Here is a 13886-nt window from a genome sequence, read left to right as displayed (position 1 = left end):
ATACAAGAGGCGGAACCTGGGGAAAGAAGGGATTCATAATGGTCTACGTAGCAAGCGATACTCGCTATGAAACGATGAAATATAACCGCGTTGGACGTTCAGGTTTGAAACTGCCAGCGATTTCACTGGGACTGTGGCATAATTTTGGCGGTATCAATAACGCTGAGAATGGCCGTAATATGATTACCCGATCATTTGATCTGGGCATTACACATTTTGACCTTGCCAACAATTATGGCCCACCGGCAGGTTCGGCAGAACAGTTATTTGGACAGGTACTGGCCCAGGATCTGAAACCTTATCGTGATGAACTGGTGATCTCCACCAAAGCGGGATATTATATGTGGCCTGGGCCGTATGGCGAGTGGGGTTCACGCAAAAATCTGGTATCCAGTCTGAATCAGAGCTTGAAGCGTATGGGCCTGGATTATGTGGATATTTTCTATTCACATCGTTATGATCCCGACACGCCTTTGGAAGAAACGATGATGGCACTGGATCATATTGTTCGCTCGGGCAAAGCCCTGTATGTAGGGATCTCCAACTATCCCGCAGAGCAGACAAGACAGGCTGCCGAAATTCTGAAAAGTCTGGGTACACCCCTGTTAATCCATCAACCGAAATACTCGCTGCTGGACCGCTGGATTGAAGATGGTTTGCAGGATGTACTGGATGAGTATGGAACAGGAAGTATTGCGTTCTGTCCATTGGCACAAGGTGTGCTCACGAACAAATACTTGAATGGTATCCCCGAAGACTCACGTGCCAAAGGACCATCGGTATTCCTGAATGAAAACAACATCTCTCCAGAGACGCTCCGCAAAGTGCGTGCGCTGAACCAGATTGCAGCAGCCCGTGGTCAGAGTTTGGCCCAATTTTCACTCTCATGGGTGTTGCGTAATGGCAGGGTAACTTCTGCACTGATTGGCGCAAGTCGTCCTTCCCAGATTGAAGAGAATGTGGCTGCGCTCAGTCAACTGGATTTCTCTACAGAGGAATTGGAACGGATTGAGTCCATTCTGTCTCCGGAGCCTGATGACAAATAAATAAAGTGCAAAAGGTGCATCTTAGCCATAATGGCGGAATGCACCTTTTTTGTCGTACGTGGTTCCGTCCGTTATGTTGCTTACCGTCTGTTTTGTTGACCATTCTGCTGTAACCCTTGTTGTAGTGGGCGGGACAGTATTTTCTCTCGATACAAGCTGGGCGCTTCACCGTGAAATCGTTTGAACTGTTTGGAGAAATACAGCGCGTCTGGCAGTCCCACTGATGCAGATACCTGTTCAATGGACAGATCCGGTCGTTCTCTCAGGAGTTGGCGCGACTTGTCGATCCGCAGTTTTAGCAGATAAGTGACTGGTGACAGTCCAGTTTCCTGTTTGAAAATACGGGATAGATACGCACGGTTGTAACCAAGACTCGCTGACATTTGTTCAATGGAGACAGGATAAGCATATTGGGTAGACATATATTGAATCATCTGTTTCACCGTACGTCGGATGGAGGATTCACCTGGAATTAAGGTTTGGCCCTGCGAAAGGTGATTTTGTGCTTCGGCTAGAATCATATATAACGTACCCAATGATGTGAAATGAGAGCTTTCTTTGCGCTCGGCAAAAGCATCCTGCATCACGGATAACCAATCGGATATTCCACAGGATGGTCCAGCATGAAAAACGGACTTCTCCGGGCGGAATCCGGCTTCTTCGGCATGTTGGCCAGCCTGGCTGCCTGTGAAGGCAATCCAGCGATATTGCCATGGGTTGCGGGCATGTGACTGGTAGCTTATCAGTTGCCCGGGATGAATGAGGAAACAATCACCTGCGGATAACTCGTAGGTGTGCAGTTCGGTACGGAACGTACCCGCCCCTTTTTCTACATAATGCAGCAGATAATAATCAAACAATTTAGGTCCGATGGCGTGACCCGGAAGGGTCTGGCTTGCCCCTGCAAACAGGACATGCAGTGCGCCTTGTTCATAATAGACCGGATTGGAGGCAACCGAATAACTGAGTGCTCCACTTTTACCGGAAGGTGATTCCTGTATTTTTTCGTTAGATGATGCAAGGGATTCTTTCTTGGGGCTGTATTGGTCTGACATGGTCGTTTCCTTCTTTCCGGGATGCTCTGATCATTATACGCCTTAAGGTCACATTTATCCATATGAAACACACATGGTTGCATTACAAGAGGGATCGCTTTCTTATATAATAACATTAAGAAAACCACAACAACGAGGCGAGGTGCACCAGCAGTGAACGTAACTGAATTGAAACAAAAGTTTATTGAGAAGTACGGAGAGAGTGGAGCGGACATCCGTGTATTTCATGCCCCTGGGCGTGTGAATCTGATCGGTGAGCACATTGACTATAACGGTGGATACGTGCTTCCGGCAGCACTTGAATTCGGAACAACCTTGATCATTCGTGAGCGTCAAGACAACAAGTTGCAACTGGCTTCCACGAACATGTCTTACGAAGGGGTACTGGACACTTCCTCCATCGGTAAGGAGAAAACCGGAGAATGGACCGACTATCCTGTTGGTGTCATGGTTGAATTGCAAGGCAAAGGCGTAAATGTAACAAAAGGCTACGACTTCCTGTACCATGGGGAGATTCCGAACGGGGCAGGACTTTCATCATCTGCATCTCTGGAGGTACTCACCGGATTCGCGATTCAGTCTCTGGAGGGTGTATCGGATATTGATACAGTTCAACTGGCGCTTCTGTCCCAGAAAGCGGAAAATGAGTTCGTAGGCGTCAATTGTGGAATCATGGATCAGTTCGCTGTCGCAAACGGTGCACAGGATCACGCGATCCTGCTGATGTGTGACACACTGGAGTACCAAAAGGTTCCTTTCCGTACAGGCTCCTACAAATTGGTCATCGGTAACACAAACAAACGCCGCGGTCTGGTGGATTCGGCTTACAATGAACGTCGCTCCCAATGCGAGCAGGCACTTGCCATATTGAAGGAACAGCTGCCTGCACTGAATTATCTGGCTCAATTGACGCCAGAGCAGTTCGTAACACTACAGGATCAGATCAAGGATGAGAAAGTAAGACAGCGTGCGCAGCATGTCGTGGAAGAGAACGCACGTGTTCTCGCATCGGTGGAGGCATTGCGGATCAATGATCTGGAATCCTTCGGCAAGCTGATGAACGCTTCTCATGAATCGCTTCGCGATTTGTACGAAGTAAGCTGTGATGAGTTGGATGTTATGGTTGAGGAAGCTCAGCGGATTCCAGGTACGCTTGGTGCTCGAATGACTGGCGCAGGATTTGGCGGTTGTACCGTATCACTTGTGCATGAAGATGATGTCGAGCGTTTTGTAAGTGAAGTGGGCGCTTCATATGAAGCACGTACCCATCTCAAAGGTGATTTTTATGTATGCGGCGTAGGCGACGGTGTTAAAGAATTGAAGGAGGCGAAGTAAAATGGCAATTTTGGTGACAGGTGGAGCAGGGTATATTGGGTCTCATACGGTAGCAGCATTGTTGGAACGTGGAGAAGAGGTTGTTGTACTGGATAACTTGCAGACAGGGCATCGTGAAGCGTTGCTCGGCGGTAAGTTGTATGAAGGGGATCTGCGTGACAAAGAAATTCTGGCGAAGCTGTTCGCTGAGAATTCAATCGATGCAGTCATTCACTTTGCAGCCAACTCACTCGTAGGCGAAAGTATGAAAGACCCGGTTAAATATTATGACAACAACGTGTTTGGTACACTCTGTCTGTTGGAAGCGATGAATGCAGCGAACGTACGCCGCATCGTCTTCTCCTCTACAGCAGCTACCTACGGTGAGCCTGAGAAAGTGCCAATCGAAGAGAGCGATCGTACAGAACCAACCAACGTATACGGTGAAACAAAGCTGATGATGGAACGCATGATGTCATGGTTCGATAAAGTTCAGGATATCAAATACGTTTCCCTGCGTTACTTCAATGCAGCCGGTGCACATGACAGCGGCAAAATTGGTGAAGATCACCAGCCAGAGAGTCACCTGATTCCACTCGTACTGCAAACAGCATTGAAACAACGCCCGCACATCGCCGTGTTTGGTGACGACTATGCAACAGAAGATGGCACATGTATCCGTGACTATATCCACGTGAGCGACTTGGCTGATGCACATCTGCGTGCAGTAGATTATCTTCGTAAAGGTGAGAACAGTAATGTGTTCAACCTGGGTAACGGCACAGGATTCTCTGTAAAACAAGTGATCGAAACAGCCAGAAAAGTGACTGGCCTCGATATCCCGGTTGTACAGGAACCACGTCGTGCAGGTGACCCGGCTGTGCTGGTAGCTTCATCTGCAAAAGCGAGATCTGTCCTGGGCTGGAATCCAAAATGGACCAATCTGGAAGATGTCATTCAAAGCGCTTGGAGCTGGCACCAATCACGTCCTGACGGCTACGGAAAAAACTAGGAGGCGAATACCTTATGTCACAGACTCATATTGCAGCAGGTGCCACAGAACGGACACCGGAGCAGCAGGAAGCACTGCATGCCATTGAACGTCTGGTTGCATTTGCCTTGCAGAAACAATTAATCGAGGAAGCGGATTGGGATTATAGCCGCAACCTCTTGCTGGAACAATTCGGATTCTCAGAGCCTTATGCCGGTGAGTTGGACACGAATGTGCCCGATGGTCCACAGGCTATGCTGGATACGTTGATTGATTATGGATTTTCCATTGGACTCATTCCTGAAAATAGTGATACATTCCGTGATTTGCTGGATGCCAAAATCATGGGTCATTTGATGGCACGCCCATCCGAAGTGGTACGCGCATTCCGCCACACGGAGCAGACGGAAGGCATTGAGGCGGCCACATCTCAATTCTATGACTTGTCGATTAACTCCAACTATATCCGGATGGATCGGATCTCGAAGAACGTCTACTGGACACAGGACACGGCCTATGGAGATATGGAGATTACCATTAACTTGTCAAAACCGGAGAAAAGTCCAAAGGAAATTGCCATGGCGAAATTGCTTCCGCCACCGGTATATCCTAAATGCCAGCTGTGTCGTGAAAATGTAGGTTACGCTGGTCGGGTGAATCACCCGGCCCGCCAGAATCTGAGAGTCATTCCGCTGGAACTTAACAGCGAACCTTGGTTGTTCCAATACTCGCCGTATGTGTACTACAACGAGCACTGCATCATTTTCCATCATGATCATGTGCCGATGAAGCTGACGAAGGATACGCTTCGCAGACTGCTTGCCTTTGTCGGGGAGTACCCGCATTATTTTATCGGATCTAATGCAGATTTGCCGATCGTAGGTGGATCAATTCTGACACATGACCATTTCCAGGGTGGACGTCATACATTCGCCATTCAAAATGCACAGCCAGAAGCGGTCTTCCGTCATGCGGATGCACCTGGACTTACACTGAGTCTCGTAAAATGGCCGATGTCTGTAATGCGTCTGGCTTCACACGATCCTGCAGAGCTGCTTGAAGCGGGTAACGCCGTATATGAAGCGTGGAAGGTCTACAGTGATTCTGCTGTGGATATCGAAGCATTCAGTGAAGTGGACGGGGAACAAGTGCCACACAATACGGTAACACCAATCGTTCGTCGCAGTGCAGATGGTGGGTATGAGATGGATCTTGTATTGCGTAATAATCGTACGAATGATGTGCATCCTGAAGGGATTTTCCATCCACACCGTGAGATGCACCATTTGAAAAAGGAGAACATTGGTCTGATCGAAGTGATGGGACTTGCCATTCTGCCAGGTCGTTTGAAAGAAGAACTGGACAGTATCGCGGATATCCTCGCTGGAGATGCCAAGCTTGCTGAAGCGGCCAAAGCTTCTGATCATGTGTTGAACAAACATCTGGGCTGGGCGGAAGAATTGATTGAACGGTTTGGTCCTAAGCTGGACAAAGAACAAGCCGTTGCCATTGTACAACAGGAAGTCGGCTTGAAATTTGCCGAGATTCTGGAGCATGCAGGTGTCTACAAATATGATGAAGCAGGACGCCAGGCTTTCCGTCGTTTTGTAAGCAGCATGGGATACACTGAATAATCAATATAATCAACAAATCAAGAACACCCGCTCAATCAGGAGCGGGTGTTCTTGACATTTGTGTGCATTGGAATGAGCTTCCGGGCCAGTTATAATGGAGTGAAGTCCTAGAGTACCATGATGAATTGAGGAAATGGGGTTAATGATTTGGAAAAGAAGGCGCTGAATATTCCGTTGATTACAGATGCTGAGGAACTGCAAGGCATGGTGGGTGAACCGCATGAACATGTGCGTAACAAGGCAATTTCATTTGTGGATTCACATGTTCAGAACTTTATATCCATGTCACCATTGTTTTTCCTCTCAACCTCCGATCGTGATGGAAATAGCGATGTATCACCACGGGGCGATGGAGCGGGATTTGTGAAAGTCTATGATACATACCGGCTCGTCTATCCCGAACGCCCAGGCAATCGGCGTATAGACTCGTTGTTGAACATGTTATCGAACCCTGGTATTGGTATGCTCTTTTTGATTCCGGGTATGAATGAAGTGCTGCGTATAAATGGTACAGCATCCATTACCAAGGATGAGGAATTCATCGCCAGTATGGGCTGGAGTGGTAAAACCATAGGTGCGGCTGTCATTGTAGATGTGGAAGAGTGTTTTATCCATTGTCCGCGGGCATTCAAACAGGCTGGATTATGGGCCTCAGAAACATGGGTGGATGCTGAAGATTTGCCTTCAACGAGCGAGATGTTTCGAGCCCATTTGGAGATTAACGGGTTGTTATAAAGTGAGTGACTATCGATTTGTTTTTCTATAAACAGGGTACTATAATTGGAGTTGCACTAAAAATTCTAAACTCCATTGGAGGCGACAATAGATATGAGATCTTTCCAATTCTATAATCCAACCCGGCTGATTTTTGGCAAAGGACAACTGGAAGCATTGAAAACAGAAGTGCCGAAATACGGTAAACGGGTTCTGCTTGTATATGGTGGCGGCAGTATCAAACGCAGTGGGCTGTACGATCAAGTGATCGGTTTGCTTAAGGAAGCTGGAGCAGAAGTGACTGAACTGGCTGGTGTGGAACCCAACCCGCGTCTTTCTACGGTGCATAAAGGGGTAGACCTCTGCAAAACAAATAACATCGACCTGATCCTCGCTGTAGGTGGCGGAAGTGTACTGGACTGCTCCAAGGCCATTGCTGTAGGTGCCAAATATGATGGCGATATGTGGGATTTTGCTCAGCGCAAAGCCGTTGCACAGGATGCACTTCCACTCGGTACGGTATTGACGATGGCAGCAACTGGTTCGGAGATGAACTCCGGTTCGGTTATTACGAATCAGGATACTCAAGAAAAATTGGGCTGGGGCAGCGCATACTCATTCCCTGCATTCTCTATCCTGGATCCAGTGAATACATACACTGTTCCACTGGACCAAACGGTATACGGGATGGTGGATATGATGTCTCACGTATTGGAGCATTACTTCCATCTGGACGCCAACACACCGGTTCAACTCGGCTTCTGTGAGACGATTCTGCGTACCGTCATGGAAGCAGCGCCTCGTCTGGTTGAAGATCTGGAGAACTATGAACTGCGCGAAACCATTCTGTATTGCGGAACAATGGCACTGAATGGCGTGCTGAATATGGGTCTCGCAGGCGACTGGGCAACACATAATATTGAACATGCGGTATCCGCAGTGTATGATATCCCACACGGTGGTGGACTTGCGATCTTGTTCCCACACTGGATGAAACATAACCTGGATGTGAATGAGGATCGATTCAAACGTCTGGCAATTAATGTATTCGAAGTGAACCCTGAAGGCAAGTCGGACAGACAGATTGCTGAAGAAGGTATCGATGCACTCAGCAAATTCTGGACATCCATTGGTGCACCTAACCGTTTGGCAGATTACGACATCGATGACAGCCAGATCGACGTAATGGCTGACAAAGCGATGCTGTTTGGTCCATTCGGTAACTTCAAGAAACTGCAACGGGAAGATGTTGTATCCATCTACAAGGCTTCTCTGTAATTCTATAATCACTGCAAAGTGAAAGGACACATTCTGTTGTCCAATAACCGCAAGTCTCCTTCATGGGGGCTTGCGGTTTTTTCGTGTATTCGGCTCTGCACGAGAATAATGGAGGAACATGAAGCAAGGAGAACAGAATGTTGTGATAATACCCATTATCGGCTCCAGAATACATTTGAGGAAAGATTTTGAAACATTTTGATGGTAGCTACGTATTTATTTACATGTGGAATGCTCAGTTAGGATGAATTTGCGGCAGAGAGAGGAGGAACAGGGGATGGAAACAATGTATTGGGGGTGTCTAATCGGAGGGGCGATATTTGCGGTTGTCAGCCTTGTGCTGGGTGACTTGATTGATGGCTTGCTGGACGGAGCTTTTGAAATGCCAGGCCTTGATTTTTTCAAACCCGTTGTGTTAGCTGGTTCCATTACAACCTTTGGTGGAGCAGGTATTTTGCTGACACGTTATAGTTCATTAAGTGCCATGTCCGGTCTAATACTATCCCTGCTTATAGGTATTGCTGCAGCCATGCTGGTATTCTTCGCATATATCAAACCGATGCGTAACAGCGATGTCTCGATTGCATTTTCAATGAAAGAGTTATCTGGGAAAATTGGGGAAATCACCATTCCGGTGCCGGAAAAAGGTTTTGGCGAAGTCATGATCCGCTTTGCATCCGGTAGTACGATTCAAACGGCATCCAGTTTTGAACACCTCCCCATTGCGGCGGGAGCACGTGTTGTTGTGGTGGATGTTGTAGATGGCGTACTGCGTGTGTCGGAATGGGATGAAAATGTACTTAAAGATTTATAAAGTATTCTTAACACCTAATTAGTTTAAGCACTCATCATGAATGAATAAGGGGAGAGATGTGGAATGGAAAATTTGAATTGGGATGTTTTATTGATTCCTATAGTTGTAGTCGGAGTCATTCTAATTTTGGGTCTGGCTTTCTGGGCGAGATACAAAACGGTTGGACCGGATGAGGCGATGATCGTTACGGGTTCATTCCTGGGTAGCAAAAATATCTCCGATGATGATTCTGGCCGAAAAATTAAGATTGTTCGTGGTGGCGGTGCATTTATCCTGCCGGTATTCCAGCAGTCCGAGTTTATCTCCTTGTTGTCCCACAAGCTGGATGTCTCCACACCTGAAGTGTACACGGAGCAAGGGGTTCCGGTTATTGCTGACGGTGTAGCTATTATCAAGGTTGGGGGCGCTGTAGAGGACGTTGCTACGGCAGCTGAGCAATTCATCGGTAAACCTGTAGAAGCGCTGAGAAGCGAAGCACAGGAGGTACTGGAGGGGCATTTGCGGGCCATCCTCGGTACAATGACGGTGGAAGAAGTATATCGGAACCGGGATCGTTTTGCCCAAGAGGTTCAAGGTGTAGCAGCTAGAGATTTGAAAAAAATGGGTCTGCAAATTGTTTCATTTACCATCAAGGATGTTCGTGACAAACAGGGTTACCTGGATGCTCTCGGTAAACCGAGAATTGCTGCTGTGAAGCGGGATGCCGAGATTGCTGAAGCGGAAGCGATGCGTGATGCACGTATTCAGAAGGCTAATGCGGAAGAACAGGGGCAAAAAGCAGAGTTGCTGCGTGATACGAATATCGCTGAGGCAGCCAAAGAAAAGGAACTGAAAGTAGCCACGTTTAAACGGGATCAGGATACAGCCAAAGCGGAAGCCGATCAGGCGTACCATATCCATGAAGCACGTGCGAGACAGACCGTGGTGGAAGAAGAAATGAAGGTTGAACTCGTTCGTAAAGAACGTGAGATTGACCTCCAGGAAAAAGAAATCGTTGTACGTGAGAAGCAATACGATGCTGAAGTGAAGAAAAAGGCAGAAGCGGATCGTTATGCGGTAGAGCAGGCTGCCGAAGCGGATAAAGCCAAAAGAATGCGTGAAGCTGATGCAGTACAGTATTCCATTGAAACACACGCCAAAGCAACAGCTGAACAGAAGCGACTTGAAGGTCAGGCCATGGCGGATGCGGAACTTGCCAAAGGTACAGCTGATGCAGAAGTTATTCGTTTGCGTGGTCTTGCAGAAGCAGAAGCAAAGGAAAAACTGGCAGAAGCATTCCAGAAGTTTGGCGAAGCGGCTGTACTCGATATCATTGTCAAAATGCTGCCTGAACTGGCTGGCAAAATTGCAGAACCAATTGCATCCATTGATAAATTGACGGTGGTAGATACAGGTAAAGGTGAAGGTGCAGCGCGAGTGAGCAACTATGTTACCGAACTTATGGCGACGGCTCCAGAGATGCTCAAAAGTGTATCCGGCATCGATGTAGAGCAGCTGATTAAAGGCCTTACGAAGTCCAAAACACCTGCGCCAGTTGCCATTCAACAGAGCGAGGCTGTTACAACTCCTTCTATAATCGACAAGATTGTGGAAAGAGCTGGCGTTGACGAGTAAGAAGCACTTCGAGTCTTGCATGGTTGCTCTATTGACCTTAAGACGAATTTTTGTTACTTTTTAAGCGAGACGTCCGGCGCGGTTTGCCCGCTCCGGGTGTCTTTTCGTTCGTAACAGGGTGTGACTTAATCACACCTAAGATGGTGTGAAAAAGAGGTGCAAACAATGAGCAGCCTGCATGTAGATAAAGCGCTAAATAATAATGTAATCATTGCACAGCATCCAGAACACGGGGAAGTCGTTGTTATTGGTAAAGGCATTGGCTTTAACCGAAAACCGAGTGATCACATTCCATTGATGGCTGTGGAGAAAATGTTTATTTTGAAAAACCAGCAGGAGCAAGAGCAGTACAAACAGCTTCTTCCACAGGTGGATGAAGCACTGATCGAGATTATTAACGAAGTTATTACGTATATTGCAGAGCGTACGGACGTTCCTCTGAATGAACATATCCATATTGCATTAACCGATCACATTTCTTTCGCGTTAAAACGCAAGGAGCAGGGCATTATCATACAAAATCCATTTTTATATGAAACCCGCGAGATTTATCCTGAGGAATATCGAATGGGAGAATACGCTGTTCGTTTGATCAAAGAGAGAATGGGCGTAGATTTGGGGATGGACGAGATTGGTTTTGTTGCCCTCCATATCTATAGTGCAATGACCAATCAAAATATATCCCAGGTACGTGAACATTCACAATTGATCACTGATCTGGTGAACCTGGTGTCCGATCAACTCGATTATTCGTTTGAAACGGAATCACTCGATTACTCTCGTTTGCTGACTCATCTTCGTTTCGCTCTTGAGCGTGTTCGCCGTGGAGACAAAGTGGAAGAGCTTCATAAGTTGGATTCCCTGCTTAAGTTGGAGTATCCCGAAATGTACTCGCTTGCATGGAAACTGACCAAAGTAATGGAGAAAAGACTGAAACTGCCGGTTTATCCTGCGGAGGTAGGTTATCTGACCATTCATCTGCAAAGGCTGAATCAGCGGAAGGAAGAAGAGAATAAGTGAGATCATTCCAGTGATGGAATGCGGAATTTATTTTTTTGGTGTAAAGGCTTGCAATGGATTAGAACTGGTGCTACAATGATTTCCGTAATCAAGCAACTGAATAAACATAAGCGACGTGTTACTGACTCGATCAGGCATGAGTTAATTAAAGTGTGATTGTTCTTTCCTTGTACAGGGTATGCTATACCCCAAGGTTGGCACATTTCACTTTGTTAATTCATGCCTTTTTTGTGTTCCCTTGCTTGTATCACAACATATAACTTAGACGAAAGGGAGAAACGACGCGATGTTCAAAAAGCTTTTTGGTGTATTGCAAAGAGTAGGTAAAGCACTCATGCTGCCTGTAGCCATTCTACCTGCGGCAGGTTTGCTGCTCGGGATTGGTAACATGCTGGTTAATCCAGATTTCTTGCAATATGTAACGGCGCTCGACACCCCTTGGGTGAACTCGATCGCAACAATTATGATGAATGCAGGTCAGATCGTATTCGATAATCTGGCATTGCTGTTCGCCGTCGGTGTAGCCGTCGGATTGGCCGGTGGCGAAGGGGTTGCAGGTCTCGCAGCGATCATCGGTTATCTGGTCATGAATGTCACACTGGGTACCGCAGTAGGGGTTACTCCAGCAATGATCGGTGAAGTACCGGGTTATGCCAGCATCTTGGGTATCCCAACATTAAGTACGGGCGTGTTCGGAGGTATTATCATAGGTATTGCCGCCGCGCTGTGTTACAATCGATTTTTCAAAATCGAACTGCCGTCCTACCTCGGTTTCTTTGCAGGTAAACGTTTCGTTCCGATTATCACTTCGGTTGTATCCCTCTTAATCGGGTTGCTTCTGGTGATTATCTGGCCACCGATTCAAAATGGATTGAATGCTGTATCTCATTTCATGGTAGATACAAGCCCGACATTGTCGGCATTCATCTTCGGAGTTGTGGAACGGTCATTAATTCCGTTTGGTCTTCACCACATTTTCTACTCCCCATTCTGGTTTGAGTTCGGTGAGTACGTAAACAAAGCTGGAGATGTCATTCGTGGTGACCAGCAAATCTTCTTCAATCAATTGCGTGATGGTGTGAACCTCACAGCGGGAACATTCCAAGTTGGTAAATTCCCCTTCATGATGTTTGGTTTGCCAGCGGCCGCACTTGCGATGTACCATGAAGCAAGACCGGAACACAAAAAGTATGTAGCAGGTATCATGGGCTCTGCAGCATTGACTTCGTTCCTGACAGGGATCACGGAACCACTAGAATTCTCGTTCCTGTTTGTAGCACCAGTCCTGTTTGCAGTACACTGTATCTTTGCAGGTTTGTCTTTCATGACCATGCAAATTCTGGGTGTCAAGATCGGTATGACCTTCTCCGGTGGGTTCATTGACTTCCTGATCTTCGGGATTATTCCGAACCGTACACCTTGGTGGGACGTTATTATTGTCGGATTGATTCTTGCGGTGATCTATTACTTCGGTTTCCGGTTTATCATTCGCAAATTTAATCTCAAAACACCTGGACGAGAGGATGCAACGCCTGAAACCGAATCTGGCGGAGGCTCTGGTTCAACGGATGATCTGCCCCATAACATTCTTGAAGCTTTCGGTGGCAAAGAGAATATCAAACATCTGGACGCTTGTATTACTCGTTTGCGGATTGAAGTTAATGAGAAATCCAATGTGAAAAAAGATCGTTTGAAACAATTGGGTGCATCTGGTGTACTTGAAGTGGGTAATAATGTTCAAGCCATCTTTGGTACACGTTCCGACACGATCAAATCTCAAATGCAGGATATTATTGCAGGACGAACACCAGCACCAACGCCAGCAGCTGCCAAACCAACTCCTGAAGAGGAGAAGGCACAAGGTGAGCAAGGCGAGCGCATCGTTGCTGAGGATATCGTCATGCCAGTCAACGGTGAATTGCTGGACATTACAAACGTACCTGATCCGGTCTTTGCTGAGAAAATGACAGGTGATGGATTCGCAATTTTGCCACATGATGGTACGATAACTTCTCCTGTGTATGGTAAAGTGTTTAATGTATTTCCAAGCAAACATGCCGTGGGCATCATGTCCGATGGAGGCAAGGAAGTGCTTGTTCATATAGGTGTTAATACGGTGAAGCTGAAAGGTCAAGGCTTTAACGTACTGGTACAGGAGGGTGATCTGGTATCGGCAGGTCAGCCGATTATGGAAGTGGATCTGGAGTATGTCAAAGCAAACGCTCCTTCGATCATTTCACCAGTTATTTTCACCAACCTGCCAGAGGGCTCCACGGTAACTCTGAAGAAGAGCGGAGTGCTGAAAGTTGGCGAACAGCCAATCATTGAGATAAAATAAGAAGTGTTACGACAATGGCAAGCAAGTGTAAATATATGCAATGCCTAAACCAAACTACTGAAAGTGAG

General features: G+C 46.9%; 11 protein-coding genes. 10 read left to right on the top strand and 1 reads right to left on the bottom strand.

The features are described 5' to 3' along the window. Positions 1–38: 38 nt before the first annotated feature. Positions 39–1046: an L-glyceraldehyde 3-phosphate reductase gene (mgrA, locus tag MKY66_RS23105; protein ID WP_076212414.1), complete on the top strand. Its 1008-nt coding sequence runs from the start codon at positions 39–41 to the stop codon at positions 1044–1046. An 80-nt stretch (positions 1047–1126) separates the two neighbouring features. Here the strand turns inward: mgrA and MKY66_RS23100 are convergent, their stop codons facing one another. Further along, complete coding sequence (locus MKY66_RS23100; protein ID WP_256704259.1) at positions 1127–2101, bottom strand: AraC family transcriptional regulator; 975 nt, start codon at positions 2099–2101, stop codon at positions 1127–1129. Between the two features lie 153 nt (positions 2102–2254). Here MKY66_RS23100 and MKY66_RS23095 point away from each other — a divergent pair, with 153 nt between their 5' ends. The 9 genes from MKY66_RS23095 (at position 2255) to ptsG (ending at position 13818) form a co-directional block, all read left to right on the top strand. After that, complete coding sequence (locus MKY66_RS23095; protein ID WP_076212412.1) at positions 2255–3436, top strand: galactokinase; 1182 nt, start codon at positions 2255–2257, stop codon at positions 3434–3436. A 1-nt stretch (position 3437) separates the two neighbouring features. Beyond that, entirely contained in the window at positions 3438–4427 is a 990-nt protein-coding gene (gene galE / locus MKY66_RS23090) for a UDP-glucose 4-epimerase GalE (protein ID WP_076212410.1), read from the top strand. A gap of 14 nt (positions 4428–4441) precedes the next feature. Further along, positions 4442–6040: a UDP-glucose--hexose-1-phosphate uridylyltransferase gene (locus MKY66_RS23085; protein WP_076212407.1), complete on the top strand. Its 1599-nt coding sequence runs from the start codon at positions 4442–4444 to the stop codon at positions 6038–6040. A gap of 147 nt (positions 6041–6187) precedes the next feature. Next, entirely contained in the window at positions 6188–6775 is a 588-nt protein-coding gene (locus MKY66_RS23080) for an MSMEG_1061 family FMN-dependent PPOX-type flavoprotein (RefSeq protein ID WP_256704258.1), read from the top strand. Positions 6776–6868: 93 nt separating this feature from the next. Continuing rightward, positions 6869–8032 (top strand): iron-containing alcohol dehydrogenase, encoded by a 1164-nt coding sequence (locus tag MKY66_RS23075; RefSeq protein ID WP_076212405.1) that lies wholly within the window; start codon positions 6869–6871, stop codon positions 8030–8032. 277 nt (positions 8033–8309) lie between these two features. Next, the gene (locus MKY66_RS23070; protein ID WP_076212403.1) at positions 8310–8846 is read left to right on the top strand and encodes a protease; all 537 of its coding nucleotides are present in this window, start codon (positions 8310–8312) and stop codon (positions 8844–8846) included. Positions 8847–8909: 63 nt separating this feature from the next. Beyond that, positions 8910–10460, top strand: coding sequence for a flotillin family protein (locus MKY66_RS23065; RefSeq protein WP_047844047.1), 1551 nt, complete (start codon positions 8910–8912; stop codon positions 10458–10460). Between the two features lie 165 nt (positions 10461–10625). Beyond that, positions 10626–11480: a PRD domain-containing protein gene (locus MKY66_RS23060; protein ID WP_076212401.1), complete on the top strand. Its 855-nt coding sequence runs from the start codon at positions 10626–10628 to the stop codon at positions 11478–11480. Between the two features lie 286 nt (positions 11481–11766). After that, positions 11767–13818, top strand: a complete 2052-nt coding sequence (gene ptsG, locus MKY66_RS23055) for a glucose-specific PTS transporter subunit IIBC (protein ID WP_076212399.1) — start codon at positions 11767–11769, stop codon at positions 13816–13818. Positions 13819–13886: the final 68 nt, after the last annotated feature.

The organism is Paenibacillus sp. FSL R5-0766, from assembly GCF_037971845.1.
GTDB lineage: Bacteria > Bacillota > Bacilli > Paenibacillales > Paenibacillaceae > Paenibacillus.
This window is presented reverse-complemented; position numbering and strand designations above follow the sequence as displayed.

Bases quoted from the DNA above. Each gene is read 5' to 3' on its own strand.
- mgrA (WP_076212414.1), top strand. From the start codon at position 39: ATGGTCTACGTAGCAAGCGATACTCGCTATGAAACGATGAAATATAAC.
- MKY66_RS23100 (WP_256704259.1), bottom strand. From the start codon at position 2,101: ATGTCAGACCAATACAGCCCCAAGAAAGAATCCCTTGCATCATCTAAC.
- galE (WP_076212410.1), top strand. From the start codon at position 3,438: ATGGCAATTTTGGTGACAGGTGGAGCAGGGTATATTGGGTCTCATACG.
- MKY66_RS23085 (WP_076212407.1), top strand. From the start codon at position 4,442: ATGTCACAGACTCATATTGCAGCAGGTGCCACAGAACGGACACCGGAG.
- MKY66_RS23075 (WP_076212405.1), top strand. From the start codon at position 6,869: ATGAGATCTTTCCAATTCTATAATCCAACCCGGCTGATTTTTGGCAAA.
- MKY66_RS23070 (WP_076212403.1), top strand. From the start codon at position 8,310: ATGGAAACAATGTATTGGGGGTGTCTAATCGGAGGGGCGATATTTGCG.
- MKY66_RS23065 (WP_047844047.1), top strand. From the start codon at position 8,910: ATGGAAAATTTGAATTGGGATGTTTTATTGATTCCTATAGTTGTAGTC.
- MKY66_RS23060 (WP_076212401.1), top strand. From the start codon at position 10,626: ATGAGCAGCCTGCATGTAGATAAAGCGCTAAATAATAATGTAATCATT.
- ptsG (WP_076212399.1), top strand. From the start codon at position 11,767: ATGTTCAAAAAGCTTTTTGGTGTATTGCAAAGAGTAGGTAAAGCACTC.